The 25657-nt window shown below is 65.0% G+C and carries 21 protein-coding genes; 5 read left to right on the forward strand and 16 right to left on the reverse strand.

Going from position 1 to position 25657, the window contains the following annotated elements; all coding sequences use genetic code 11:
• Window positions 1-22 precede the first annotated feature (22 nt).
• Window positions 23-397, forward strand: coding sequence for a hypothetical protein (locus tag AC6I9R_RS12865; protein WP_461425964.1), 375 nt, complete (start codon window positions 23-25; stop codon window positions 395-397).
• Window positions 398-511: 114 nt separating this feature from the next.
• On the opposite strand, the gene AC6I9R_RS12870 is transcribed toward AC6I9R_RS12865, so the two are convergent.
• From AC6I9R_RS12870 to AC6I9R_RS12890, 5 genes are all read right to left on the reverse strand, one after another.
• Window positions 512-1288, reverse strand: a complete 777-nt coding sequence (locus tag AC6I9R_RS12870; RefSeq protein ID WP_461425965.1) for an enoyl-CoA hydratase-related protein — start codon at window positions 1286-1288, stop codon at window positions 512-514.
• 73 nt (window positions 1289-1361) lie between these two features.
• A complete protein-coding gene (locus AC6I9R_RS12875; protein ID WP_461425966.1) occupies window positions 1362-1838 on the reverse strand; it encodes a cytochrome c-type biogenesis protein in 477 nt (158 codons plus the stop codon).
• The gene (locus AC6I9R_RS12880; RefSeq protein ID WP_461425967.1) at window positions 1835-3826 is read right to left on the reverse strand and encodes a heme lyase CcmF/NrfE family subunit; all 1992 of its coding nucleotides are present in this window, start codon (window positions 3824-3826) and stop codon (window positions 1835-1837) included. The genes AC6I9R_RS12875 and AC6I9R_RS12880 overlap by 4 nt, the downstream gene beginning before the upstream one ends.
• Before the next feature lie 289 nt (window positions 3827-4115).
• Entirely contained in the window at window positions 4116-4553 is a 438-nt protein-coding gene (locus tag AC6I9R_RS12885; protein ID WP_461425968.1) for an HIT family protein, read from the reverse strand.
• Window positions 4553-6118 carry a helicase HerA-like domain-containing protein gene (locus AC6I9R_RS12890; RefSeq protein WP_461425969.1) on the reverse strand — a complete coding sequence of 522 codons (1566 nt, stop codon included), beginning with the start codon at window positions 6116-6118 and terminating at the stop codon, window positions 4553-4555. Before AC6I9R_RS12890 ends, AC6I9R_RS12885 begins: the two co-directional genes overlap by 1 nt.
• A 476-nt stretch (window positions 6119-6594) precedes the next feature.
• Between AC6I9R_RS12890 and AC6I9R_RS12895 the strand changes: the two genes are divergently transcribed.
• Window positions 6595-7263 (forward strand): invasion associated locus B family protein, encoded by a 669-nt coding sequence (locus AC6I9R_RS12895; RefSeq protein WP_461425970.1) that lies wholly within the window; start codon window positions 6595-6597, stop codon window positions 7261-7263.
• 78 nt (window positions 7264-7341) lie between these two features.
• Here AC6I9R_RS12895 and AC6I9R_RS12900 read toward each other — a convergent pair whose 3' ends face one another.
• Genes AC6I9R_RS12900 through AC6I9R_RS12915 form a run of 4 tightly spaced genes read right to left on the reverse strand, consistent with a single transcriptional unit; the run spans window position 7342 to window position 11567 of the window.
• A complete protein-coding gene (locus tag AC6I9R_RS12900; RefSeq protein WP_461425971.1) occupies window positions 7342-8547 on the reverse strand; it encodes a beta-ketoacyl-[acyl-carrier-protein] synthase family protein in 1206 nt (401 codons plus the stop codon).
• A gap of 3 nt (window positions 8548-8550) precedes the next feature.
• Complete coding sequence (locus tag AC6I9R_RS12905; protein ID WP_461425972.1) at window positions 8551-8814, reverse strand: acyl carrier protein; 264 nt, start codon at window positions 8812-8814, stop codon at window positions 8551-8553.
• 29 nt (window positions 8815-8843) lie between these two features.
• A complete protein-coding gene (gene lpxD / locus AC6I9R_RS12910) occupies window positions 8844-9941 on the reverse strand; it encodes a UDP-3-O-(3-hydroxymyristoyl)glucosamine N-acyltransferase (RefSeq protein ID WP_461425973.1) in 1098 nt (365 codons plus the stop codon).
• Window positions 9942-9971: 30 nt separating this feature from the next.
• Entirely contained in the window at window positions 9972-11567 is a 1596-nt protein-coding gene (locus tag AC6I9R_RS12915; RefSeq protein WP_461425974.1) for a L,D-transpeptidase family protein, read from the reverse strand.
• Between the two features lie 411 nt (window positions 11568-11978).
• Between AC6I9R_RS12915 and mepK the strand changes: the two genes are divergently transcribed.
• From mepK to msrA, 3 genes are all read left to right on the forward strand, one after another.
• Window positions 11979-12536 (forward strand): peptidoglycan L,D-endopeptidase MepK, encoded by a 558-nt coding sequence (gene mepK / locus AC6I9R_RS12920; RefSeq protein WP_461425975.1) that lies wholly within the window; start codon window positions 11979-11981, stop codon window positions 12534-12536.
• Window positions 12537-12735: 199 nt separating this feature from the next.
• Window positions 12736-13185 (forward strand): peptide-methionine (R)-S-oxide reductase MsrB, encoded by a 450-nt coding sequence (gene msrB, locus AC6I9R_RS12925; protein ID WP_461425976.1) that lies wholly within the window; start codon window positions 12736-12738, stop codon window positions 13183-13185.
• Window positions 13182-13688 (forward strand): peptide-methionine (S)-S-oxide reductase MsrA, encoded by a 507-nt coding sequence (gene msrA, locus AC6I9R_RS12930; RefSeq protein WP_461425977.1) that lies wholly within the window; start codon window positions 13182-13184, stop codon window positions 13686-13688. The genes msrB and msrA overlap by 4 nt, the downstream gene beginning before the upstream one ends.
• Before the next feature lie 2 nt (window positions 13689-13690).
• On the opposite strand, the gene AC6I9R_RS12935 is transcribed toward msrA, so the two are convergent.
• From AC6I9R_RS12935 to AC6I9R_RS12965, 7 genes are all read right to left on the reverse strand, one after another.
• Window positions 13691-14632 (reverse strand): 1-phosphofructokinase family hexose kinase, encoded by a 942-nt coding sequence (locus AC6I9R_RS12935; protein ID WP_461425978.1) that lies wholly within the window; start codon window positions 14630-14632, stop codon window positions 13691-13693.
• 3 nt (window positions 14633-14635) lie between these two features.
• Window positions 14636-15622: an Ldh family oxidoreductase gene (locus AC6I9R_RS12940; RefSeq protein WP_461425979.1), complete on the reverse strand. Its 987-nt coding sequence runs from the start codon at window positions 15620-15622 to the stop codon at window positions 14636-14638.
• Between the two features lie 83 nt (window positions 15623-15705).
• Window positions 15706-17433 carry a caspase family protein gene (locus tag AC6I9R_RS12945; RefSeq protein WP_461425980.1) on the reverse strand — a complete coding sequence of 576 codons (1728 nt, stop codon included), beginning with the start codon at window positions 17431-17433 and terminating at the stop codon, window positions 15706-15708.
• 31 nt (window positions 17434-17464) lie between these two features.
• Complete coding sequence (locus tag AC6I9R_RS12950; RefSeq protein WP_461425981.1) at window positions 17465-19918, reverse strand: caspase family protein; 2454 nt, start codon at window positions 19916-19918, stop codon at window positions 17465-17467.
• A gap of 58 nt (window positions 19919-19976) precedes the next feature.
• Window positions 19977-21479, reverse strand: a complete 1503-nt coding sequence (locus AC6I9R_RS12955) for a caspase family protein (RefSeq protein ID WP_461425982.1) — start codon at window positions 21477-21479, stop codon at window positions 19977-19979.
• A gap of 6 nt (window positions 21480-21485) precedes the next feature.
• Window positions 21486-22112 (reverse strand): OmpA family protein, encoded by a 627-nt coding sequence (locus AC6I9R_RS12960; RefSeq protein ID WP_461425983.1) that lies wholly within the window; start codon window positions 22110-22112, stop codon window positions 21486-21488.
• Window positions 22113-22169: 57 nt separating this feature from the next.
• Window positions 22170-25628 carry a c-type cytochrome gene (locus AC6I9R_RS12965; protein ID WP_461425984.1) on the reverse strand — a complete coding sequence of 1153 codons (3459 nt, stop codon included), beginning with the start codon at window positions 25626-25628 and terminating at the stop codon, window positions 22170-22172.
• Window positions 25629-25657: the final 29 nt, after the last annotated feature.

Below are 25657 nucleotides of genomic sequence, written 5' to 3' on the forward strand. Positions count from 1 at the left end.
CCAAGCGCTAAACTCCCCGACCATGAGCACACCCATCCCGCTGAAAGCCGGAGAACGGACCAAGATCTTCCGGCTGTTTTCCAGCTCGGTCCCGAGCACGATCAATTTCACCGCGCAAGCCGAAGGCGCAGACGTCTCCGGCACCGTCGAGGTCGCGCGCTGGCATTGGTTCAGTTGGAAGCACGAGACGCTGCCCCTGAAGGCCCAGAACGCCATTGAAAAGGGCTTTGCCGACGCGGATTTCGTGATCCACGTAACGGCAGATCAGGACTGCGAGGTGACCTTTGCCCGAAAGGGCGCGGGCAAGGGCTTCTGGCTGGTCATTGGCCTTGCGGTGGGGATCGTGGTGCTCGCGGCGGCCATGGTTCTCTTCACAGCCCCGCCCCCGGGCGGGTAAGGCCCAAGGCGGCAAGGCCCGGGTTAACAAAAGGTTAACGAATTTCGGCTTTTTGTGCGTTTACAAAGGTTTAGGTAGGGTGCTCAAGCTTGAGCACCCCTGCTCACCGCCCCATTATCGCCCCTCAAACACCGCAGGACGTTTCTCCAGAAAAGCCACCACGCCCTCCTTGAAGTCGCGCGATTTCCCGCACTGCCCCTGAAGCTGACCCTCCAGCAAAAGCTGCTCGTCCAGCGAGTTCCCATGGCTCGCCCGCATCACCTGTTTGATCCGCTTGAAGGCCTCTGTCGGGCCGGTCGCCAGATGCGTGGCCCGGGCCATCCAGGTGGCCTCGAATTCTTCATCCGCCGCCATCTCCCAGATCATCCCCCAGTCCGCCGCCTGCGCCGCAGAAATCTTCTCCGCAAAAAGCGCCGCCCCCATCGCGCGCTGCAGCCCAATCGTGCGCGGCAAGGCCCAGGTCCCGCCCGCATCCGGGATCAACCCGATGCGCGAGAACGCCTGGATGAACGACGCGCTTTCCGCGGCGATCACGACATCGCAGACCAGTGCCAGGTTCGCCCCCGCCCCCGCCGCCGTCCCGTTCACCGCCGCGATCACCGGCACCGGACACTCCACAATCGCGTTGAGCATCGGGATGTATTCGTCCCGCAGCGTCCGCTCCAGGTTGAGGTTGCCCGCATTGGCCCGGTCGCCCAGGTCCTGGCCCGAACAAAACGCCCGCCCCACGCCCGTTAGCACCACCACCCGCGCCCCCTGCGCTGCCTCTTTGACCGCATGGGTGATCTCGGCGCGCATCTGCGTGTTGAGCGCGTTCATCACGTCGGGGCGGTTCAACGTGATGACCGCCATGCCATCGGTGGTCTGGGGGGTGATGGTCTCGTAATTCATTGGGGTAGCCTCCCTAGCGTTGGGGAGACCATAGCAAACCGTTCAGTACAGAAAAGCCCAAACCCCGCGTCAGTTACGCCTTGGGATCATCGGAGAGAATGGCGTCCAAACGCGCCTGCTCCTCCGCACTCAACCCGTCCTCGCCGCTTGCCTGAGCCGAGGCGCGGCCCCGCACATAACTCAGCGACAGGCCGACACCTGCCAGCAGAAGAAGCGGCCCCGCCAGCCAAAGCGCAATCGTGGACCCGTCAAAGGTGGGGCGCAGCAACACGTACTCGCCGTAGCGCGCGACGATATAGGCCACCGTCTCTTCATCGCTGTCGCCCGCCACCAACCGCTCCCGCACCAGAAGACGCAGATCGCGGGCAAGATCTGCGTTGCTTTCGTCGATGCTCTCGTTGCGGCACACGAGGCAGCGCAGGCCGGAAGAGATATCGCGCGCACGTTCTTCCAGCGCCGGATCGTCCAGGATCTCATCAGGTTGCACCGCCAGCGCGGGAGCCGCCAAAGTGACAGCTGCGAGGAGCGTAGCGAGGAGGAGTTGTTTCATTCCGCAGGCACCCCCGAGCTTGGCGGCCGCTGCGGCTTCGCCGCACCCGCCGCCATGCGGTAGCGGCGGTCAGACAGGCTCAGGAAGCCGCCCAGGGCCATGATGATCGTCCCGCCCCAGATCCAGTTCGCAAAGGGCTTGATCCAGGTCCGCACGGCCCATCCGCCGTTCTGCTGCGGATCGCCGAGCGTGATGTAGACGTCCCGGGTCACGCCATTGTTGATCCCGGCCTCCGTGGTGGGCATGCCAGCGACCGGGTAGATGCGCCGCTCGGGCGAGAGGGTCGTGATCTCAGCGCCGGTCTCGGGGTTGCTCACCCGGACCGAAGCGATCGTGCTGATGAAGTTCGGGCCGCGGACATTCTCTTCCACGCCTAGAAGCTCGATCTGATACGCGCCGACCCGGTAAGGCTCGCCCACCTGGGCCACGCGGATATCCTCGATCTGGTAGCCGGTCAGCGTGACCACCCCGAACATCGTGACGCCCACGCCCGCATGGGCAATCGACTTGCCCCAATCGGCGCGGGGCAACCGCGTCAGGCGACCAAGACGTCCACCGATGGCACCGCGTCCGGTACGCGACCAAAGATCGGTGGCCGCACCCGCGACCAGCCAGACGGCAAGGCCCACCCCAAGGGGCGCAATCGCCGTGCGGCCCGTATACATCGCCCAGGCCAGAAGCCCCACGGCAATGGCCAGAACGGCGGCTGGCATCAAGGCGCGCAGGGGTTTGTCCAGCTTGGCGCGCTTCCACGGCATCATCGCGGCGATGGGCAGGACCACGGCAAGGGCGAAGACGAAGGGCGTGAAGGCGGCGTCAAAGAACGGCGGGCCGACAGAGAGCGTGCGGTCAAAAAACATCTCGGCGATCAGGGGCCAGATCGTGCCGATGAAGACCACGAAGCAGGAGACCGCGAGCAGGAGGTTATTGACCACCAGCCCGCTTTCGCGGCTGACGGTGGAAAAGACGCCCTTGGCCTCCATCGCGCCGGCGCGGAAGGCGAAAAGCAGCAAGGCGCCGCCCATGAAGAACGCCAGGATCATCAGGATGAAGACGCCGCGTTCGGGGTCGTTGGCGAAGGCATGGACGGAGGTCAGAACGCCCGAGCGGACGATGAAGGTGCCGATGAGGGAGAAACCGAAGGCCAGGATCGCCAAAAGGATCGTCCAGGATTTCAGGCTCTCGCGTTTTTCAACGACGATGGCAGAGTGCAGAAGCGCCGCCGAGATCAACCAGGGCATGAAGGACGCGTTTTCCACCGGGTCCCAGAACCAGAACCCGCCCCAGCCGAGCTCATAATACGCCCACCAGGAACCGAGACCGATGCCGATGGTCAGGAACACCCAGGCCGCCAGCGTCCAGGGGCGCACCCAGCGGCCCCAGGCGGCGTCCACGCGCCCCTCGATCAGGGCGGCGACGGCGAAGGAGAAGGCCATCGAAAGGCCGACGTAGCCCAGGTAGAGGAACGGCGGATGGAACGCGAGGCCCGGGTCCTGCAGGAGCGGGTTGAGGTCTTGCCCGTTGAACGGCGGCACCGCAAGGCGCAGGAACGGGTTCGAGGTGAAGAGGATGAAGGCGAAGAAGGCCACCGCGACGGAGGATTGCACCGCAAGGACGCGGGCGCGCAGCGTCGGCGGCAGGCCCTTGCCGAACCAGGCGGCACAGGCGCCGAAGAGCGTCAGGATGACGACCCAAAGGAGCAGTGACCCCTCATGATTGCCCCAAACGCCGGAGATCTTGTAGATCAGCGGCTTGTCGGTATGGGAGTTCGCGACCACGAGGTTGAGCGAGAAATCCGAGGTGACAAAGGCATAGGTCAGCGCCGCGAAAGAGGCGGCGGTGAGGATGAACTGGGCGCTGGCGGCGGGCTCTGCCGTGGCCATCCAGGCGGCATTGCCCCGCGCGGCGCCGATCATCGGCACGATCATCTGAAAAACCGCGACCGCGAAGGCCAGGATCAGGGCGAAATGTCCGAGTTCTACTATCATGCCTCGTTTGTAGGGCGGGTTGCTTTGGGTTGCCAGTGATCAAGCGATAGGATGTGACGCTTTGGCCCGGCGGTGACGTGGATGTGAGGGGGAGGTAGTGGATGGTCCGGTCGGGGTCAGCTCCCACACATACGTTTCAGTGGGGGCCAGACCCACACGCAGCCATTCGTGGGGGCCAGCCGCCACACGCAGCTATTTGTGGGGGCCAGCCCCCACACGTACCATTCAGTGGGGGCCAGCCCCCACACCCCCGGGATATTTGAAGAACGGGGAATGAGGGGGCGGGCGGTTAGTCGGGGAGGGAGTGGAGGTGGGCGGCCATGGCGTCGAGGGCGGCGCGCGAGGGCGGCTCGATCAGGCTCTCGGTGATCCGGTAGGGGGCGGCGGTGTCGATGAAGCGCGCGGAGATGATGTCGTAGGTGTCGTGTTGCGGGACCACGTTGAGGTGGGCGTGGGGCACGCCGAAGCCGTGGACGACGTAGCCGGTGCGTACGACACCGGGCAGCGTGAGGAGTTTGCGGCCGTAGCGTTGGGCGACGGTCAAGATATGTGCTGCGAGAGTGTCGGGCAGGTCGGTGAAATGGTCGATGTGGTCTTTGGGGATCACGAGAAACGCGCCCTCGCGGATCGGGCGCAGGGCCATGAAGGCGAGGCAATGGGCATCTTCATGGACGATGCTCGCGGGCGCGCGGCCCTGGAGGATGTCGCAGAAGACGCAATCGCCCATCAGCGGCCCCGGAAGAGGCCGCCCAAAATGCCGCGCACGACCGCCCTGCCCGATTGTGTCCCCATCTGACGCGCGAAGCTTTTGGCGAATGCCGTGCCGACGCTGTCGGAGCGCGAGGAGCGGCGGCGCGCCGGTTTGGAGGTGGAGCGGCTGACGCCGCCGCCGGAGTAGCGGCGGCCCGCGCGGTATTCACGCTCGGCGGGGGCGGCGTCTTCTTCCTGGGCTTCGGCCTGTTCCGCCTCGCGCGCGGCGGCCTCAGAGCGTTTGGCGAGGATCTCGAACGCGCTTTCGCGGTCCTGGGCCGTGTCGTATTTGCCTGCGACAGGCGACATGCCCATGAGGGCGGCGCGGGTGGCTTTTGGGATCGGGCCAAGTTGCGAGGATGGGGGGCGGATCAACGTGCGCTGCGCGATGCCGGGGATGCCTTTGCGCTCCAGGAGCGAGGTGACGGCCTCGCCCACGCCGACCTCGCGGATCGCATCCTCGATATCGAGCGCGGGGTTGTCGCGGTAATTTTGGGCCGCCTGCTGGAGCGCGCGGCGGTCTTTGGCGGTGAAGGCGCGGAGCGCGTGTTGGATGCGGTTGCCGAGCTGGCCCAGGATATCCTCGGGGACATCCGCGGGGTTTTGGGTGATGAAATAGACGCCCACGCCCTTGGAGCGGATCAGGCGGGCGACTTGCTCCACCTTGTCGACCAGCGCCTTGGGGGCATCTTCGAAGAGCAGGTGGGCTTCGTCGAAGAAGAAGACCAGCTTGGGTTTGTCGGGGTCGCCGACCTCGGGGAGGGTCTCGAACAGTTCCGAGAGGAGCCACAGCAGGAAGGTCGCGTAGAGGCGCGGGGATTGCATCAGCTTGTCGGCGGCGATGATGTTGATGCGCCCTGCCCCGGTCTCGTCCTGTAGGAACAGATCGTCAAGCTCCAGCGCGGGCTCGCCGAAGAAATCTGCGCCGCCCTCGTTTTCCAGCACCAGAAGACGGCGCTGGATCGCGCCGACGGACGCGGTGGAGACGTTGCCGTATTGCAGCGACAGGGTCTTGCGGTTCTCGCCCACCCAAACGAGCAGCGATTGCAGGTCCTTGAGGTCGAGGATCGGCCATTCCTCTTCATCGGCGACACGGAAGGCGATGTTCAGCACGCCTTCTTGGACGTTCGTCAACTCCAGCAGGCGCGAGAGCAGGAGCGGGCCCATCTCGGCCACGGTGGTGCGCACGGGGTGGCCCTGCTCTCCGAAGAGGTCCCAGAAGGTGACCGGGAAGGCGCGGTAGGCGTAATCGGTGAAATTGATCTTGGTGGCGCGCTCAGAGAAGGCGCCGTGGAGCTTGAAGCCCTCGGTCCCTTCTTGCGCCAGACCCGACAGGTCGCCTTTAACGTCCGACAGCACCACCGGCACGCCAAGGGCCGAGAAGCTTTCGGCCAGGATCTGCAGCGTGACCGTCTTGCCGGTGCCCGTGGCGCCCGCGATCAGCCCGTGGCGGTTGGCATAGTCGGGGCGCAAGACCTGCGCTTGCCCGTACTCCGGCCCGCCGCCGCCCACAAAGATCCCGTTTTCCACCGTTTCAGACATCGCCCAAACCCCGACTTTTCGTTTTTCTCCGCGGAACAATACATTTTTAACCTTTATGCGCCAGAGTGAGTTCATCACCGCGCCACACGGCGGGGTGTTGACTTCCTCCCTGTCAACTGGCCGCGCCGCACTGGCGCGGTTTTTTGCCCAAATGGTCAAGAAATACAGGCCTCAATCACATTTGCAGAACACGCGAAATGGACTGTTGACGGCTCGGCAGCGGTCGCATACGTTCCGCTGCATAAGTCGGCCAGTCCGACAGGGAGAGACAATAGAAAAGGGTCCGTACTACGGGCCCTTTCGCCTTTTTGACCCCCTGCCACGTCGGCACTGCCGTTCCGGCACCGGGCCGCCGACCTCGGGCGCAGTGCCCATTTTTGCCCCTGACAGACCCGCCCTCCTCGTGATAGCCAGCGTGCCAATGGCTCCGCTTTTCGGGGGCCGAGCAGACTGACGTTGAAAAGGAAGCGCATCGAATGACGTTTTTTAAGCCACTCGTAATTGGTCTTGTCGCAGCCCTGTGTGTGCCGGGCCTTGCCGCCGCACAAACGGAGCCCCTGGTTTTGCCGGATCGCACAGAGGTGGAACCCGGAGAGCCCTATGTCGCCGAGATTTTCCGCGACTGGCAGGTGCGTTGCATCCGCTCGGAACAGGATGAAGTCCCTGATCGTTGCGAGATGTTCCAGCTGCTGGAGGAGGAAAACGGCAACCCGGTTGCCGAATTCCGCATCGCCGCCGCGCTGATCGAGGATGAAGAGGCCGTGGCCAACGCCACGATCCTCACGCCGCTCGACACGCTGTTGAGCCCCGGCCTGCAGCTGCGCATCGACGATGCAGAGCCCGCCGTGGTGCCCTATGCGTTCTGCCGCCCGGTCGGTTGTTTTGTGCAGCTGTCGTTGACCGCTGAAAACATCGCCCAGTTCGAAGGCGGCGCGGATACCCAGGTGGTGCTGTTTGCGCTGGTGCGCGACGAGTTGGGGCAGATGGGCGGCTCGCCCGTGCCCACGACAGCGTCGCTGCGCGGCTTCACGGCGGCCTTTGCCTCGCTGGAAGAGCGTATGGTCGGCATCCGCGCCTTCATCGCCGAGCAGGAAGCCGCAGCGGCGGCGGCGGCAGAGGCGGCGGCGGAAGAAGCCACCGAATAAGCTGCGATTACGCTGACATCAGGGCCCGCCGGTTTGCGCCGTGCGGGCCCTTTTTTGTGGCATAAGGCCTGAAGTGCTTCAGGGTGCTGCGCGGAGCGCCAGGACGGCGTTGAGCCCGCCGAAGGCGAAGGCGTTGGACAGGCAGGCGTCAACGCGGGCCTCGCGGGCCTCGTTTGGCACCACGTCCAGCGCGCATTCAGGATCTGGCAGTTGGTATCCGATGGTTGGCGCGATCACCCCGTCCTTCAGCGCCATGATGCAGGCCAGAAGCTCCACCGCGCCGGTGCCACCGATCAGGTGGCCGTGCATCGATTTGGTGGAGGAGATCATCAGATCGTCGGCATGGGCCCCGAAGGCATGGGACACGGCGGCGCATTCCACCTTGTCGTTGGCTGCCGTCCCGGTGCCATGGGCGTTGATGTAGCCGATATCCTCGGGGTTCAGACCGCCGTCTTTCAGCGCCCCCGAAATCGCGCGCGCCGCGCCCTGTTGGGAGGGCATGACAATATCGGCCGCGTCCGAGGTCATGGCGAAACCCACGACTTCGGCCAGAATCTCGGCCCCGCGCGCCTTGGCACGCTCATATTCCTCGAACACGAAGACCGCGGCCCCCTCGCCCTGGACCATGCCGTTGCGATTGGCCGAGAACGGTCGGCAGGCGTCTTTGGACATCACGCGCAGGCCTTCCCAGGCCATGACGCCGCCAAGGGACAACATCGCTTCGGACCCGCCGGTCACCATCACGTCGGCACCGCCATAGCGGATCAGGTTGAAGGCCTGGCCCATGGCGTGGTTGCTGGACGCGCAGGCCGAAGAGACCGAGAAACTGGGACCTTGCAGGTTCCATTCCATACTGACGTGGGAAGCGGCGGCGTTGTTCATCAACTTGGGGATGACGAAGGGGTGGACCCGGTTCTTCCCCTTTTCATAGATCACGCGATAGTTCTCATCCCAGGTGTTCACGCCTCCGCCAGCGGTTCCCAGCACAACGCCCGCGCGTGCGGCGTCATCGTCAGTGAAGCTCATGCCTGCAAGCGCCTGGCGCGCGGCGATCACGGTGAACTGCGTGAAGCGGTCATAGAGAGCGATCTGCTGGCGGCTGAACAGGGTTTCGGGGTCGTAGCCCTTGACCTGGCCGCCGATCTTGACACTCAGCCGGTCCACATCGCGCAGCTCCAGCGGGCCGATGCCACAGCGCCCCTCGCGGAAGGCCGCGAGCGTGGCGGGAACGTCGGCCCCAAGCGCATTGATGGTGCCCTGACCGGTGATGACCACGCGGCGCATGGGCTAGCCCTTCTGCTCCGCCACAAGACGTTCAACCGCCGTGACAATGGCCGACACCGACGAGATGTCGAAATCAGATGCCATCGGCTCGTTGGCATTGAACGGCACTGCGATATCAAAGGCTTCTTCGATGGCGAAGATCGATTCGACCAGGCCCAGGCTGTCGATGCCCAACTCGTCCAGGGACGAGGTCAGTTTCACGTCGCGCGTGTCTAACACCGCTTGGTCGGCGAGAATCTGAATGATTTTGTCTTGGACATTGGCCATGGGGGTTCTTCCTGCTTCTAGGCCATCATCTAGGGCGTCTTGCCGAGCTTGGAAACGGCTTTCTGTAATTCCGAGACGATGCGCGCGGTGCGCGGCAATCGGCGCAGTGCTTTGTACATCTCTACATGGGTGTCCATCTTCACCGCCGGGTGGCCCATGATCATGCGCCCCGAGGGGACATTGGTGAAAAGCTTGGACGCGCCCGCCGCCACCACATCAGATCCGATGGTGATATTGTCGCTGACGCCGCACTTGCCTCCCAGCACCACACGGTCGCCCATCTGCACCGAGCCCGCGAACCCGGTTTGCCCGCAGATCAGGCAATCCTTGCCGATGACGCAATTGTGGCCGATGTGCACGAGGTTATCGATCTTGGTGCCGTCTCCGATGGAACTGTTCTCGATCGTGCCCCGGTCAATGGCGGCGTTGGCGCCAACTTCCACGTCATTGCCAACGACAAGCGAGCCGAGGGAGTGGATGCGGGTCCAGGACTGCTCGGGCGTGGCCTGCGTTGCGGTGCCGAGGCTTTCGCGCGCGGCCTCTACCTGGGATTTCTGCGGGGTCACGAAGCTGAACCCGTCCCCGCCCAGGACCGCGCCGGGTTGGGCGATGAACCGATCCCCGATCTGGACGCGGTGGCAGATGCGCACGCCTTCATGGATCAAGGCGTCGTCGCCAACGACCGCCGCTGTCCCGATGCTGACGTGGGACGCGATCCGCGCGCGCGCGCCGATGCGCGCGGCCATGCCGATGACGACGAAGGGGCCAATCGCGGCCCCCTCCCCGATCACGGCGCTTTCGTGGATCACGGCGCTGGGGTGGACGCCCGGTTCAATCTGCGGGCCGGGGTCCATCATCGCGGTGATGCCCGCCATCGCGTAGCGCGGGCGCGGCGCGATGATCGCGGCCTCCAGCCCCAGCGCCTGCCAATCCATATCTGCGCCGATCACCGCCACCCGCGCCCGGCTGGCCTGCAGGGCGGCCGCATATTCCGGCTTCATCGCAAGGGCCAGGTCGCCCGGTCCCGCATAGGCGGGCTCGGACACGCCATGGACCAAAAGATCAGCGGCGCCCAGAGCCTCTGCCCCAAGCGCCGCTGCAATGTCTTTTACGCTGAACTCAGCCATTCATGCCCCCGAACACGTTCGGGGAGACAATTAGCTGTTCACGCCCCTGATCTCCACCCCAAGGTTCTGGATCGCCTGGCGCAGGATCGCGTTGCGACCGTAGATGTCATTGCGGAAGTTCAAACGACCCTCGGTGTCGACCCACGCCGTCCAATAGACGATGTGCACGGGCAGTGGCGTTTCCAGGTTCACCTGGGTCTCACGGCCCGAGTTCAGGATGGTGTCGAAGAAGTTGACCGGATCCTCTTCCTGGGCGGCCAGCAAGTGATAGGCCAGCTCGAACGGATCATCGAGGCGGACACAGCCAGCAGAGTAGGCACGAACCTCATGGGTCATTAGGTGCTGGTCGGGGCTGTCGTGCAGGTAGATGTTCCACTGGTTGGGGAACATGAACTTCACCAGACCCAGCGCGTTACGCGGGCCCGGGGGCTGGCGCAGGTCGAACGGGAAGTTCGACGCAGACACGCGCGACCAATCCACGTTCGCACGGCTGACGGGACGTCCATTTGCCATCAGCTGCAGGTGGTTCGCACCGCCCGCCATGATCGAGCCGATGTAGCCTCGCGCGATGGAGCGCGGCACGTACCAGCTGGGGTTGATGACCATATGCTCCATCATGTCCGAGAATTCCGGCGTGCGGCGGTCGCTGTCGCGAGAGCCGATGACGGAACGGGTGATGAAAGTGACTTCCCCGTCGTCGATGACGCGGGAGTGGAAATCAGGCAGGTTCACGAAGATATGGCGCGGACCCCGGTCCACGTTCAGCCACCGCTGACGCTCCATCGCGAGGATCACCTCGGACAGATGCTCAGTGGCCGAGCGGTTGACGGCGCGGATCGTGTCGCCACCCGCGATGCCGTCGGCGTTGATGCCATTGTCGACCTGGAACTCCAGCACGGCCTGCTGCAGGCGCGTGTCGTAGGTCGCGGTGGCAGAGCGTTCCAGGTAGCCCATGGCCATCAGACGGTTGCGCAGCTGCACCACGGCGTTGCCGGTGTTGCCCGGCGCCAGAGAGCCCGCGGCAACCGTGGGGCCATAGCCGCCGTCGTCGATCAATCGCTCCAGATGCAGCTTGGCGCGCATCAGGCGGGTGTATTCAGGGTGCTGCGGCGGCAGGGTCGCGATGTACTCGTAGGGGTTGGCATTCACGAATTCGGTGAACAGCTCCAGCGGATCGCGGCGCGGCAGGGTGTGGACGATGTCGCCCACGATATCGCCGGGCTCCAGGAAGCCGGAGTGGATGTCTTGCGCGTACTGCAAGAACAGAAGCGAGGCCTGCACGTCCGCCTGCCCCATCTCGTAGGGGTTGGTCGCATTGCTGAACGCGGCGACGAGATCCGTCGTGTCATAGCGTTGGGTCGGCAGGCCGTGGTTGTGGGCTTCCGCCAGGGCGCTGAAAAGCGCGTTGCGCCGATCGGCGGCGTCAGCGGTGGTCCAGATCGGCTGGAAATCCCGCTCGCGGTAGAAGGCCGCGAGTTGTTCTTCGGTGGAAGAGGCCTCTGCAATTGCTTGCCGCAGAGCGGAGAACGCCTGAGCCTCGGCCTGATTGGGTGTCAGCATCACCGACACCATCGGGGTGCCTGCCAATGCCAGTGACAGAAGCGAAAGCTTCGCAAATTTCAACATGTTACTCATCCCCGGGTAGGTCAAATACGTGTGCAGCCGTCAATGCCTCTCACACTCGCGTGATGGTATGGGCGAGTCCATTCACGTTTCCGTAAGATTTTCAGTATAGTTTCTATCCTGCAACGGTGGTTTTCCCGCCTTGTGATGATCGAGAGGCGATAAGCGGGGCGTTCCGTGAACGCGATCACGGCATGAGTTTGCCAGCGGAATTCCGCTAAACCGGCAGAAAATCGCCTAGATTCGGGGGTATGCAGGAGGTGAGGCGCAATAGCTCTTCCAGAAAAGTTTCGATTGTGTCATTCCACCCACACTAAGCCTGTGGGGACAGTGCACAATCTGGTGAGGGCCGCTCGGACAAGCGGCCATGAGCGTGCTGATGACGGAACGGGCAGAATAAAGGGGCAATACCCAATGACGACACAACTTACTCGACGCTCGGTTATTCGGGCGTTCGCAGCCACGACTGTTGCCGCCGCGCCGGTCATGGCAAACGCCACAGGCCTTCTGCGAGGTGCTGGCGACATTCGCAAAATCCAGATGTACAACGGTCGCGCGGGCGAAAGCCTGAACATGATCTACTGGATTGAGGGGGACTACATCGCCCCTGCCCTTGAGGAAGTGAACTACTTCATGCGCGACTGGCGCAATGATCAGGTCATCGACATTTCGATCCACAACATCGACATCATGGCCGCCGCGCACAACCTGATGGAAACGTCTGAGCCTTACACGCTGCTGTCTGGCTACCGCTCGCCCGAGACCAACGCGATGCTGCGGCGTCGTTCGTCCGGCGTGGCACGGCATTCGCGCCATATGGTGGGCGAAGCCGCCGACCTGCAATTGCAGTCCCGCTCGGTCACCCAGATGTTCAATGCGGCCCGCGCGTGCAATGCCGGCGGTGTCGGGCGCTACTCGCGCTCCAACTTCGTGCACATGGATTGCGGCCCCGTCCGCAGCTGGGGCGGCTGAACCGCCATATGGATGCTTGGTGCGTGTCATAACCCATTAACACGCGCCGCGCCGATTGGTTCCCTGCCCATTGCCCGTCGTCTGAGTTTTTCAAGACGCCCCGCGCTCACGCCGGGGCGTTTTTTCGTGAAGACCTGTCCCGTTGGACAAATCCCCTCACGCCCCCATATCGTGGGCTGACACCACGAGGGGAGCACCAATGACCACCTACACCAAGAACCCAGACGTGATCGCCGCCCTGACGCCCGAACAGTTCCGCGTCACGCAGCAGGACGCGACGGAGCGTCCGGGCACCGGAGAGCTGCTCTATAACAAAGAGCCGGGGATCTACGTCGACATCGTGTCCGGCGAGCCGCTGTTCGCCTCTTCAGACAAGTTCGAAAGCGGGTGCGGCTGGCCGAGCTTTACCAAGGCGATCGACAATTCCATGGTGAACGAGCTGCGCGACACGTCCCTTGGCATGATCCGCACCGAAGTCCGTTCCACCCATGGCGACAGCCATTTGGGCCACGTCTTCCCCGACGGGCCGCGTGATCGGGGCGGGCTGCGGTATTGCATCAACTCCGCCTCGCTGCGGTTTGTGCATCGCGACGACATGGAGGCCGAGGGATACGGCGCATATTTGGACCAAGTGGAGGACGTAGCATGACGGAACGGGCAGTTTTAGCGGGCGGATGTTTTTGGGGCATGCAGGATCTGATCCGCAAGATGCCCGGCGTGGAGGCCACACGCGTGGGCTACACCGGCGGCGATGTCCCGAACGCCACCTACCGCAACCACGGCACCCATGCAGAGGGGATCGAGATCATCTTCGATCCCGCCCGCATCAGCTATCGCCAGCTTTTGGAGTTCTTCTTCCAGATCCACGATCCCACCACGCCCAATCGGCAAGGCAATGATCGTGGCATGAGCTATCGCAGCGCGATTTACTACGTCGATGATGCGCAAAAGGCCGTGGCCGAGGATACGATTGCCGATGTGAACGCCTCGGGCCTGTGGCCGGGCCGCGTGGTCACTGAGGTCGAGCCCGTGGGCCCGTTCTGGGTCGCCGAGCCCGAGCATCAGGATTACCTGGAGCGGATCCCCAACGGCTACACCTGCCATTTCGTGCGCCCCACTTGGGTTCTGCCCAAGCGCACGGCGGCGGAGTAGCCCTAGATCCGGCGCGCCCCCGCGCCGGGTAGCAACGTGGCATAGACATCCGGGTCGCAAAGCGCGGTGGCGGGTGTGGTCACAGCCGAGCTGGCCGCCGCGCAGCCTGCGGACAGGACCTCGGGCCAGGTTCCCTCCTGCGCGATGGCCAGCGTGGCCGCCGCCACGAAGCTGTCGCCCGCGCCTGTCAGGGACGCGACCGGGACATCGGCCGCAGGCGCGAACCAGCGCCTTTTTGCGGTGGCAAGGACCGAGCCTTCGGTGCCCCGCGCGATGATCACCGCCTCGGCCACGCCGTCGCGCACCAAGGCCTGCGCGGCGTCCGCGCTGTCTGCGGCCTGGGGCAGCGTGCGGGCGAAAAGCTCTTCCGCTTCCCCGTCGTCCATGCGCAGCAGGCAAAGGCCCCGGGCCGAACGCGCCATCGCGATCAGCGGCGCGCCGGAAGTATCGACAACCACTCGGACCCCGCGCATGACATGGGACTGGGCCAGATTAACCAGGGCCTCCGGCGCCAGACCCGGCGGGAGAGAGCCGGAAAGAACGAGGATGTCCCCTGCCCCCACGGCGCCTGACAAGGGCGCGGCCACCGCCGCCAGATCGTCGAGAGTCCAGGTGGGACCAGGAAAGATGAACCGAAACTGCTCGGCACTGGCAGCATCAATCACCGATAGGTTCTGGCGTGTGGGTCCCGGGGCGGTCAGGGTGAGGAAGTCAATCTGGGCGTCTTGCAAAGACGCGGCGATCACTGCCCCCGTCGCGCCGCCGAGTGCAATGGCGGCACGGGCGCTACCCCCCAGCGTTTTGATCGCGCGGGCTACGTTGATCCCGCCACCGCCGGGGTCCGAGCGCGGCTCGGAACAGCGCAGCTTGTCGCGGGGCCGCACGTGGGCCACGGCAGTTTCCAGATCCAGCGCCGGGTTCAGCGTCAGGGTGACGATGGCCATGGCTCAACCCGCAGCCAGGCCTTTAACGGCGGTCCAAAGGGCGTCGGGCACATCGACAGGGTCCAGGTGCTTGCGCGGCACGCCCGGAATGCGCCCACTGCCGCCATCCTCGGCAAGCACCTCGGCCACGCGCGCCAGACGCTCGGCCAGAACCGACCTGCCCGCGTGGGCATCGGCGTCGATCAGAATGTAGGTCTGGCCCAAATCATGGGGCTGGCCGTCAGGCAGCTTCAGCCCCTTCACGTCGAGGGAGTTTACGGATCCCGTCAAACCCGCCGCCATCACCTCCACCAGCAGCCCGAAGGCCCAACCCTTGGGCCCGGCCGCGCTGAGCAGCGCACCGCCAAGCGCGGCCTCGGGGTCCGTCGTCGGCTGGCCGTCGGCGTCCACAGCCCATCCCAGCGGGATCGCCTCGCCCGCCGCCTTCGCCATGGTGATCTTGCCCAAGGCGACCGCCGAGGTGGAGAAATCCGCATGCATCGCAGGCGCGCCGTCGCCCGGGATGGTCATGGCAATCGGGTTGGTGCCAAGGACCTTCGCCTTGCCGCCCGGGGCGGCCACGATGGCGGAGGCGTTAGTGAACCCAAGCGCGATCAGGCCCTGGGCTGCGATCTGTTCCGTGAAATATCCCAGCGATGTGCAGGTATGGGCATGGGCCACGGTGAGGGTGGCAACGCCGACCTCGCGGGCCGCATCGATGGCCATGGGCAGCGCCCGCGCGAAGGCCGGTTGCGCGAAGCCGAAGCGCGCGTCCGCGCGCACGACGCCGGGCTTAGGGCGCGAAACCTCGGGCTCCACCGTCCCGTTGACCCGGCCCGAGGCAAGCTGGGTGCAATAGCTTTCCAGATAGTAGAGCCCGCAGATGATGTTCCCGGTCTCCTCTGCGCGGGCCACGGCCTTGGCGACCTCGGCGGCTTGAAACGCGCCCGCGCCATGGGCCAGAAGCGCGGCCTTCGATGCGGTGCGAATGTCAGAGATGGAGACGTGCATGAATAAAGCCCCTTGGGTCGGAAATGATCGCGGCAACCGAACCCGATTGGCGCGGGCGGCACAAGGGGGCGCTGGCGCGCGCGCTATTCGATCCGCAGCTCGGTCACCGCCATATCCTGGTAGTGGGTGCCGGGATAAACCGAGACGATCTGGATCTGCAGCCACATCTGCGGGCCGATCTGGCCCAGATCGATTGTCTGCCAATCGCCGGTATCTTCCAGCACGCGGGTGATCGCATAGCCGGTGGAGCCGGTGATCCGCACCTCGCGGACGCGAGCGTTGCGCGTATAGGTGCGGTTGGTCTTGGTGTAGCCATTCACGATCCGGATGCGGTTGACCTGGGTTTCAACGTCGAATTCCCAGGCGAGGGTCTGACCCTCCCCCCGGCCCGTCGCACCCTCGTTCCACGCCGTGCGTCGGTTGTCGTCAAAAAGATGCGATGGCCAGTAGGAGTTGCTGCCCTGGGGCGCCAGAACACTGGAGGCGCAGAAGCTGCGCGCGCCGACGGCGGGGCCGGTGAAGCCCGTGGAGGTCGTGCAAACGCGGCTTCCCTGATCGGGCCGGGGACCATGGACGGGGCGGTTCCGCTCTTCTTCCAGACGGGCGATCTCAACGACCTGGAAAGAGGCCAAGGCGCCGTAGACCGGACAGGTGCCATAGTCCGCCTGGAACGCAGCAATAGCGCCGAGGGCGGCGGGCGTGTCGAAATCGCGCGCTGCGCTGATCGTTTCCCAGGCCTCTCGGGCGGGCGCGCAGGGATCGGGCGGCGGCGCTTGCAGGGTCGCCAGACGTTCAGAGGCCAGCGCGACCATGAACGCGCAATCCTGATGCGAGGCGAGATAGGCCTCCAATACCTCGGGGCTGGAGCTGTCGGCCACCAGTGACCAATCGAGCCGTGCTGCCGCACAAGGATTGGTTGTGGGCGTGCGCTCCGTCGCGGTTTCTGGCGTGGGTGTCGGGGTTGCGGTGGGGGTCGGTGTGGGTGTCGGAGTTGGAGTTGGCGTGACCACGGCGACTTCGTCGGGCGCATCGCCCTCTTCGAGGAAGAAGAAATCACCCGTTACTTCGTCGTAATAGGCAGGCCGTTGCGAGTATCCGACCGAGCTGGCCAGATCCTGCACATCGCGCCGCAGGCGCCGGGCGATCTGGTGGATCGGCAGCCCCGGCTCGGACAGAAGCGGCAGAAGCGCGCGGGTGAAGACGGAATTGGGGTTCGGGTCATCATCTGAGAGGCGGTCCAAAGCCGCCTGCCCCGTCCCGGCAGAGAACATGATGAAGGCGCCTTCCGGCGCTTCCAGCCGTGACAGGCCGGTGCTGCGGCCCAGGCTGCGGGTGCCTTCCTGCGGGAAAGGATTGTCGCGGCAGGCGTCCAGGATCAGCAGCGATACCCGCGCGCCCGAGGCCTGCATATCGGCCAGAACGTCATCGGCGGCGAGGCTTTCGCTGGTCAGCAGACGTTCTTCGCCCGGGCGCATGGCGGGCACGTCCGTGGGCAAAAGGTAGTTGCGCCCGTCGACCTCCACCCCGTGGCCCGCGAAGTAGAATACCGCCTCATCGCCCGGCTCCAGCTGGCTGACAAACGTGTTGAGGCCGCGAAAGAGCGCGCGCCGGTCGGCATCCAGAAGGACCGTCACGGCAAACCCGGTTTCCTCCAAGGCGAGGCCCACGGCCTCTGCATCATTGCGCGCCTTTTGAAGGTCCGAGACGTTGTCATAATCGTCAATGCCGATCACCAGCGCGTGCCGGTCCTGGGCCAAGGCCATGGGAGCAAGGCCTACGATCAGCAAGAGCGTTAGAACCCATGTTTTCATTGCCCAAACCCTTTGCATCATTGCACCACGCTCAGTTCGCATCCAGATAGGCCTGCATCGCGGAGATCGTTCCCGGGCCAACGGCACCGTCGATCGCCCCGTCATAATGACCGGCGTTGCGTAGCAGGATCTGCATTTCGCGCCCCACAGGCCCGTCAAATTCATCGGGGTTGCGGATCGCATAGTCATCTCCAGCCGCCAGCCCGCGCATATGCCAACGCGCGGCCTCGGGCAGGTTCACCGGCACGCCGCGACCGTATTCATGTTGCCAGCCTACAAAATAATTGGCGAAGGCGTCACCGCCTTCAGCCGCCTCCATGAACCACCGCATCGCCTCTACTTGGTCGCGATTGCCCGCAACGCCGTCACGCAGGAAATTTCCGAGGCTACGCATGGCCAGCAGGTTACCGCCTTCGGCCCCCATCCGGTACAGCCGTTCCGCTTCCGCTACATCTGCCGGCACACCGCGACCGCGAAAATACAGGAACGCCAACTGAGTTGCTGCGCTGGCATCGCCCTGATCCGTGGCCATGCGGAACCAATCGGCGGCAGCACTTTCATCCTGGGGCACGCCATCGCCGTCGCGCAGCATGAACCCAAGCGTGCGCATGGCCAGTGAACTGCCGCCATCCGCCGCCCTGTTGAACAGGATATAGGCCCCTTCTGGATCGCGCGGCACGCCATCTCCGTCGAGATAAAGGACCCCAAGTCGCGCCGTCCCGTCGGCATGGCCGGCGTCGGCGGCCATCTGGTAATACCGCGCGGCTTCCGAGTAGCTTTGCCGTACGCCGCGTCCCCTTTCGTACATAAAGCCCGCGTTGGTCATCGACGCCGCGTGGCCCACCTCCGCCCCGCGTTCAAACCACTGGGCGGCGAGTTGATCACTTTGAACCAAGCCGTTTCCGGCGCGGTACATCCGCCCCAGCTCATACATCGCAGGGGCATAGCCTTGATCAGCCGAGGTCAAAAAACCCTCGACCGCGATATCGTAGTTCTGCGGCACGATTTCGCCGCGTGAATAAATGAATGCGTAGCGATACCAACCCGCCGCGCGACCATATTCGCCAGCGCGGCGATACCACCGCCCTGCGTGATCTCCGTTAACTGCCACGCCTTCGCCGTATTCATAGAGGGATCCGAAGTTGTAAGCGGCAAAGCCGTCCCCGGCCTCCGCTGCGACGCGGTAAAGCTCGTGGGCGACGGAATAATTGCCGCGCGCGTGCTCGACCCGGCCCAACAGCGCCGAGACATGGAGGTAATCAGCGCTGTTGGGATCACCTATGGCCTCAAGGGCACTTTCGCAGGCGCGTTCAGCGTTGGATTGCACCGAGGCCTCTTGCATATCCGCCCAGGCGACGCTGTCGGGATGGGCGGCGGCCACGCAGGCCTCTACCAGTTGGGACGCGGCCCGCGATGTGGTCGGTTGCACCGGGGTTTGGGGTTGCGTGGTGGGCGCAGGCGATGGCGTGGGGGCGGCAGCAGTGGACATCGCAGCCAAACGCTCGGAGGCCAGCGCGAGCATCAGGGGGCAGCCGCTGTGGGCCGAGGTATAGGCCTCCAGCAGGGAGACGGACGGGTTTTCGCCGATCAGCGACCAATCGGCACGGGCCGCGGCGCAGGGATCTGCTGCGGCAGTCGGGCTGGGTTGTGGCGTGACCTCCGGAACAGCGACGGCCACTTCGGGGGCGGCCTCCCCGGGCACAAAGGTGAAGGCGCCGTCGAGTTGATCATAGACCGCCGGGAACTGCTCATGGGCGACGGTACGGCCCAGGGCGCGCACCTCGGAACGGACCTCGCGCACCATGGTTCGCAGGGGCAGACCGGGCTCGGTCAGGCGCGGCAGCAGCACGCGGGTGAAGACAGAGTTCGGGTTCGGGTCGTCCGTTGACAGCCGATCCAACGCCTGCTGGCCCGCCCCCGCCGAGAACATCACGAAGGTGCCCTCAGGTGCCTCTTCCCGGCCAAGCCCGACCGAGCGGCCAAGGCTACGGGTGCCCAGTGTTTCAAAGGGATTGTCGCGGCACGCGTCAAGGATCAGCAGGCTCAACCGCACACCGCGCGAGTTGAATTGATCGATCACATCGCTAACCGGCAGCGCGCCGCGCGTCACCACAAGCTCCTGCCCCGGCGCGACGGAGGGCACGTCGGCGGGCAACAGGTAGTTCTGCCCGTTGATCTCCACCCCGTGGCCCGCGAAATAGAAAACCACCTCGTCACCCGGGTCGAGTTGGCCGGAGAAGCGGGTAAGTTCCGTCAGCAACGCGGTCTCATCGGCATCGATCAGAAGCTGGGTGCGAAACCCCGCCTCTTCCAACGCGCCCGCCACCGCCCGCGCATCATTGCGCGCCTTGGCGAGCGAGGCCACGTTGTCATAGGTGTCGATGCCGACGACAAACGCGTGGCGGGTCTGGGCGGCAGCCATCGTCGCCCAAAAGAGGCACAGGCAAGCGAGGATCAGATGGCGCATCTGGTGTCTCCGGTTCATGTTACGTGCGGGGCGCACGCCGCCGCGTGTTCAAATCGTTTTCCTCTCGGGCGCTGCACTATGGGCTGGCCCTGAGGTAGCTAAATTCCAATCGGTCCTGCCGCCAGGCCCCGTTTCTGCAGGCGTCGTCACGCTCTGGGTAAGACCCTTGTAACACCGCGCTTTGGCCCACGGCGGGTCCTGAGACGAAATACTCGATCGTCCCGCAATCGCTGGAGAACCGCCGCGCCTGCCCGGACAATTGCCCGCCTTCCAAGGTGCCTGAGAACAGCAAGGTGCCGGGCGTGACCCCGGCCCGCGCGATGCCTGCGCGCGGGCGGTAATACCAAACCCAGCGTTGCGCGCCGCGGCTTTCCCAGGCCATGCCCGAGCCGTTGTGATCCCAGTAGGTCACGCGGTCACCGCCAAATCGGGGGCCCCAGGACACGCTTGCGCCGCCCTGCGGTGCGGGCGGTTGTGCTGTCGTGCCCTCGCCGTTTGTGATCGGCCAAATGGAGATGATTTGAGGCGCGGGGTCAGGCGGGGCGACGACCGGGGGCGCCGTGAGGGCGGCCAGCCGCGCTTCGGCAAGGGTCACCATGAAAGGGCAGCCTGCGTGGGCGGCCCGAAACGCCTCCAGCACCGCCACGGTGGCGGTCTCTCCGATCAGGGTCCAATCCTCGCGCGCGGCTTGGCACGGGGCGGCGGCCGTTGCGGCCGGTGCCGGCGTGGGGGCGGGTAGAATGACCTGCGGCGCGGGCGTGGGCGCAGGCGCTGGAGCCACAGCGGCGGCGGGGCGCAGGATGAACTGACCATCGCCCTGCATCCGGTCGCGGTAGACGGGAAATTGCAAATGGCCCCGCGTCGCCGCCAGCGCCTGCACGTCGCCGCGCAGACGGCGGGCGATATCGACGATATCAAGGCCCGGCTCCTCGATCAGCGGCAGCAGCGTGCGGGTGAAGACCGAATTGGGGTTCGGGTCATCATCGTGCAGGCGGTCCATCGCCGTTTGCCCTTCGTCGGCAGAATACATCATGAAGACGCCGCGCGGCGGTTGCGTCACGGCGAGGCCCGCATCGCGCCCGACCGAGCGGGTGGAGACACCCTCGAACGGGTTGTTGCGGCAGGCATCCATGATCACCACCGTCAGGCGCACGCCAGTGGCGGTGATCTGGTCCAGCAGAAAGTCCTGACCGATGCTTTCCGCGATGATCAGCGCCTCGCTCGATTGCGCCAGGGCGCTGGCGTCGGCGGGCACTAGGTAGTTGGCGTTGCCGATTGCTACGGCATGGCCCGCATAGAACACCAGCGCCTCGTCCTCGGGCTGCAAACGGTTGAGGAATTGCGCCAGCAACCGCACGAAGCCACGCCGGTCCAGGTCATAGCCCGCGTCGACGGTGAAGCCCGCCCGCGTCAGACTGTCGGCGATGGCGCGGCCATCGTTGACCGCCTTTTCCAGCCCGCCCAGGTTCTCGTAAGCGTCAATCCCAACCACCAGCGCATGCCGCTCCTGCGCCAGGGCCGTAGCGGCCAGGGCAAAGGTCAGCGCAAGGGCTGTAACGACAAGGCGAAGGGCAAACATGCGGGTCTAGTTCCACCCCACTTCAAGGTTGATCACTTCAACGCGGCGGTTCACGTCGGCGGCGGGGTTGTGGATGTCGCGCAATTGCTCGAACCCGAAGCCCACGGCCACCAGCTGTTGCGGTGGCAGCCCGAAGGCCTCGATCAGGAACGCGCGGACGGAGGCCGCGCGCCGCTCGGACAGGTCCTGGTTGTAGGCGGCGCTGCCCGTCCCGTCGGTGTGACCCGCCAAGATGAAGCGGGAGCCTGCGAGATCCTCGGACGACAGCGCCCGTCCAATGGTGACCAGATCGGCCATCACATCGGCGCGTAGGGCGTCGCTGTCGTAGTCGAACGGAATGTCCAGATCGATGCGCGGCAATTCACGCTCCATCGCGATCTCTGCCACTTCGGCACGCACTTCGATGGTGAGGCCGCGCGTGGGAAGCGCTTCGAGGAATTGCACCTCTTCGGCAGTGGGGCCTGCGGGCACCGGCGCGGCGCCGAGGCTGCGGGTGATGGTGCCGGTCGGCTCGGGCCGGATCAGCGCCTCAAGCAGGCCGTTGAGTTCCAGGTTGGATTGCCCGTGGGCCACCGTTGGCGCGGCGAGACACAGCGCCAAGGCCGCGCGTTGCATAAAGGTTGAGAGTGTCATCAGCTTTCCCCCCGGAAAAATGAATGCCGGGGCGCGGCAGAGCGCCCCGGCCTTATGTTAGTGCCCCAGAACGTCGATCGTGACGCTGGCAAAGGCGCTGCGGCCCGCGTCGTCTTCGACGCGGTTGGCGGCTTCGATCGTCAGGCCCCGGAACAGCGGCATGAAGCGTTCCTGCGCCACGGCGTACATCTGGCCCGCGTCGATTGCAGGCTGGCCCGAGGACGGCTCTCGACAATAGGCCAGAAGCGTCTCACCCACGCCGGGCCGGTCAAAGCGCAACTGAAGGCCCGAGGCCGCCTGCGGGATCAACCGCCGCTCACCCGGTTGGATCAGCTCTGCTCCGATGACCGATTGCGGCAGCTCCACGATGGCATCGTTGATCTCCACATAGATGATCTGGAGGATGCAGGCGCGGTTGGTCGAGACCTCGAAGGTCAGCAAATCATCCACATAGACCTGCTGGCGCGGCACGTGCAGCGTGATTTCCAGCGGGTCGGCGTGGGTGACGGGCGCGACATAGGCGGGCACGTCGACGCGGGGCGCGTAGGCGTCCGCATCGGCCACCACTGCGGTCTCAATCGCGGCGACGGCGGCGGTCTCATAGGCACCGCCTGCGACCTGATAGTTGACCACACCGGGATGGTAATCCAGCGCATCCAGAAGCGTCATGCGCGGAAGCAGATCGGCCCAATGGGCGTCGACCTCATCCTGGGTCACCAGAAGCCCCTGGTCAAAGCGCTGCAACCAGCCTGAGACGAGCTGCGCCAGGTGCGGGTCGGCGATCTGACGGGCACGCAGGCGGAACTCGTCCTCCGACAGATAGAAGCGCTGCGCCAGGTCGGTGATGTCGAGCCTGCGGAACCGGAAATCGGCCAGCCAAGTGACGATTTCGCCACTGCCGTCGGGCGCGAGGATGGAGGCTTCGCGGCCCGCCACCGTCAGCACGGTGGCATTCATCTGGCTGAGCGCGGCAACGAAGGCTTCCGTGTCACGGCGAAAATACTCGTCCAGCACCGATTGCTCGGGGTACATGCGCAGAAGCACATCGCGTTGGCGAATATCGAAGTTCGGCGCGGTTTGGATGAAGGACCGGATCTCGTCGCGCCGAGCGATCATGCCATTGTCGTGGCAGGCAAAACACGAGCGCGCGTTGACGATCTCGATCCCGCGCCCGATGGGCCGTTCCCGGAACGACACGATGGAGGTTGGGCCTTCGGCCAGGCGGCGACCATCAGCTTCTGACAGGTAATAGCCCTGCATCCCATTCGGGAGCGAGAAGATCATTTCGCCACCGTCATGCTCAAACGATTCCGTGCCCGAGACGGTGGCCCCCATCTCGGCCGGGCCGTCGGGGTGCAGGATCAGCGACTGGATCCCGTCAGATCCCGCAAAGTCATACGAGCGCCAGTAGTAGCCGCCGCGCGGCAGGTCGAAGCGCTCCAGCATGCGGTTGTGGTCCGACACGCCGGAGGATGCGGCGAGGAACCCGGCGCGGATCAGGCGCATCTCTCGGATTTCCCGGTAGACGTCGATGCCCATGCGCGCTTCCAGCACGGCGATATTGTCGGGCAGACGCAGGAGCATGTCGTAATACGGCTGTTCGGACGCGTGGCGGGTGAACCAATCGGCCTGCAGGATCGGCACGGCAGAGCCCACGTAGTTGGCGATCACGCCCAACATCGGGTCAGAGGTGGGCGAGACGGCATAGGGATAGGCCGGGGCCAGTTCGTCCCAGGCGGCGGCGGTGAAACCGGCCTCCACCGCGCCCTGGGTATGGACCCGCTCGGTCAGCGCGCGCCAATCGTCGGCGGTCCAGCCAAAGTCCCGCAGGTCGATGCGCACCAGCGCGCCGTCGGTGCCCGCAACTGGGACAACCTGCTGGATGGTGGGCGCGCGTGAGACGGAGTTGATGAACTTGTTCAGGCCCGCGTGGAAGTAATGCATCGGATTGCGCAGCGCGCCTTCCTGGGTGCAATCGACATCGGGCAGCGGCAGGTGCGCGAAGCTGAAGTAGCGGATGTGCTGGCGGTCCTGTTCCTCGACGGCGCCCAGGTCTGCGACCGTCGCACCGACGATTTCCGCGAAGGATCCGCCGACAAACTCGGGCAGTTCGGGGCGTGCGGCGGCCTCGGTCGCGACGGGGGCGGCGACAGGTGCCGCTTCCGAGGCCGGGGCCAGCGCATCAATCCAGGTGACCAGCGCTTGCAGTTCCGCCGGTTGCAGGCGCGGACGGTTGGGCGTGGGCATCCGGTTGGACGCGATGGTTTCATAGAGGAGCGAGGCTTGGTGATCCCCGGGCACAACCGCCGCCGGGTCACGCGCTAGTTGCGCCATGGGTCCGGTCAGGAAGCTGCGCTGGTAGGTCATGCCGGGGCCATGGCAGCTGCGGCAATGCTCATCGAGAACGGCGCTGGCCGCGGCCTCAATCTCGGGCGCAACGCCAACGGGGGCGGAGGCTGTGGGAGCGACGACTGCGGCAGGTGTCACCGCGTCGGGGACGGCGCAGAACGCGTCGATACGCCCCATCAAAGATGTGGCACCGGTCTGGTCCATCACCTCGGGCGCGGCTTGCTGAACCTCTTGTACGACTTCAACCACCAGGGTTTCCGCCGCGTTATCAATCTGTTGCACCGATGCCGGATCGACAGGCTCGCCCATCAGATAGGCATAGATCGCGACGCGATCGTCATGGGACAGGCCCCCGGTTGCGCGCGCCACGCGGCGCATGGTGGCGCTGGTCATCGGCAGGCCGTCCAGGCGCATCCCCTCGGCCATGGCGCCATTCACGAAGGCCTCGGGAGTATAAAGCGCCAAACGCTCGGCGTTGATTGCGCCTGCGTATTCACCGATCATCGTGGATTGGCCCGCGAAGGCATCGTCGTGGTTCAGCCGCTCCGACAGACGCCCTTCGCGCGGGGTATGGCAGCCCGCGCAATTTCCGAGCGCCTCCACCAGGTATTCGCCCCGCTCCAACTGCGGGTTAGCATGGCCCATCAGGCCGGGCTGGTCGCGGGAAAAGAGGCTGAGATAGGCGTCGCCCAGAAAGTTCACCGCATGCTCACGCGACGGCGCGTCGCTTTGGGGCAAAGTGGCGAGGTAGGCTTGCAGATCGACCGCGTCTTCCGGGTCCATCCGCGCGTAGGCCGGGAACGGGAAGACGGCGCCCAGATAGGTCTCGCCCTCGGGCGACACACCGCGCAGCACGGCATTGAGGAAGTCAGACCGCGACCAATTGCCGATGCCCGCCGTCGGGTGGGCGGTGATGTTGGGGGCATATAGCGTGCCGACGCGGCCAATCAGGAAGTCCATGCCGCCCGCCAGAATGCGGTCATCGCCATCGATGGCGTGGCAGGACCCGCAGCCTGCGGCGTTGAACACCAGCTCTCCATTCGCGACGTCGGGGGTGTAATCGGACAGGGTGCCGTCTGGGAATAAGTCCTGCGCCACAAGGGGCCCAGAGAGGCCCACCATGAGGGCGACGGTGAGGGTGATTTTGGCGGCGGCTGATTTAAACATGAATGACTCCCGTTAGGGTTGTATATCTG

The sequence above is a fragment of the Gymnodinialimonas sp. genome, from assembly GCF_059726805.1.

Coding starts and splice junctions, on each gene's coding strand:
- AC6I9R_RS12865 (WP_461425964.1), top strand. CDS start 23: ATGAGCACACCCATCCCGCTGAAAGCCGGAGAACGGACCAAGATCTTC.
- AC6I9R_RS12870 (WP_461425965.1), bottom strand. CDS start 1,288: ATGAATTACGAGACCATCACCCCCCAGACCACCGATGGCATGGCGGTC.
- AC6I9R_RS12875 (WP_461425966.1), bottom strand. CDS start 1,838: ATGAAACAACTCCTCCTCGCTACGCTCCTCGCAGCTGTCACTTTGGCG.
- AC6I9R_RS12880 (WP_461425967.1), bottom strand. CDS start 3,826: ATGATAGTAGAACTCGGACATTTCGCCCTGATCCTGGCCTTCGCGGTC.
- AC6I9R_RS12885 (WP_461425968.1), bottom strand. CDS start 4,553: ATGGGCGATTGCGTCTTCTGCGACATCCTCCAGGGCCGCGCGCCCGCG.
- AC6I9R_RS12890 (WP_461425969.1), bottom strand. CDS start 6,118: ATGTCTGAAACGGTGGAAAACGGGATCTTTGTGGGCGGCGGCGGGCCG.
- AC6I9R_RS12895 (WP_461425970.1), top strand. CDS start 6,595: ATGACGTTTTTTAAGCCACTCGTAATTGGTCTTGTCGCAGCCCTGTGT.
- AC6I9R_RS12900 (WP_461425971.1), bottom strand. CDS start 8,547: ATGCGCCGCGTGGTCATCACCGGTCAGGGCACCATCAATGCGCTTGGG.
- AC6I9R_RS12905 (WP_461425972.1), bottom strand. CDS start 8,814: ATGGCCAATGTCCAAGACAAAATCATTCAGATTCTCGCCGACCAAGCG.
- lpxD (WP_461425973.1), bottom strand. CDS start 9,941: ATGGCTGAGTTCAGCGTAAAAGACATTGCAGCGGCGCTTGGGGCAGAG.
- AC6I9R_RS12915 (WP_461425974.1), bottom strand. CDS start 11,567: ATGTTGAAATTTGCGAAGCTTTCGCTTCTGTCACTGGCATTGGCAGGC.
- mepK (WP_461425975.1), top strand. CDS start 11,979: ATGACGACACAACTTACTCGACGCTCGGTTATTCGGGCGTTCGCAGCC.
- msrB (WP_461425976.1), top strand. CDS start 12,736: ATGACCACCTACACCAAGAACCCAGACGTGATCGCCGCCCTGACGCCC.
- msrA (WP_461425977.1), top strand. CDS start 13,182: ATGACGGAACGGGCAGTTTTAGCGGGCGGATGTTTTTGGGGCATGCAG.
- AC6I9R_RS12935 (WP_461425978.1), bottom strand. CDS start 14,632: ATGGCCATCGTCACCCTGACGCTGAACCCGGCGCTGGATCTGGAAACT.
- AC6I9R_RS12940 (WP_461425979.1), bottom strand. CDS start 15,622: ATGCACGTCTCCATCTCTGACATTCGCACCGCATCGAAGGCCGCGCTT.
- AC6I9R_RS12945 (WP_461425980.1), bottom strand. CDS start 17,433: ATGAAAACATGGGTTCTAACGCTCTTGCTGATCGTAGGCCTTGCTCCC.
- AC6I9R_RS12950 (WP_461425981.1), bottom strand. CDS start 19,918: ATGAACCGGAGACACCAGATGCGCCATCTGATCCTCGCTTGCCTGTGC.
- AC6I9R_RS12955 (WP_461425982.1), bottom strand. CDS start 21,479: ATGTTTGCCCTTCGCCTTGTCGTTACAGCCCTTGCGCTGACCTTTGCC.
- AC6I9R_RS12960 (WP_461425983.1), bottom strand. CDS start 22,112: ATGACACTCTCAACCTTTATGCAACGCGCGGCCTTGGCGCTGTGTCTC.
- AC6I9R_RS12965 (WP_461425984.1), bottom strand. CDS start 25,628: ATGTTTAAATCAGCCGCCGCCAAAATCACCCTCACCGTCGCCCTCATG.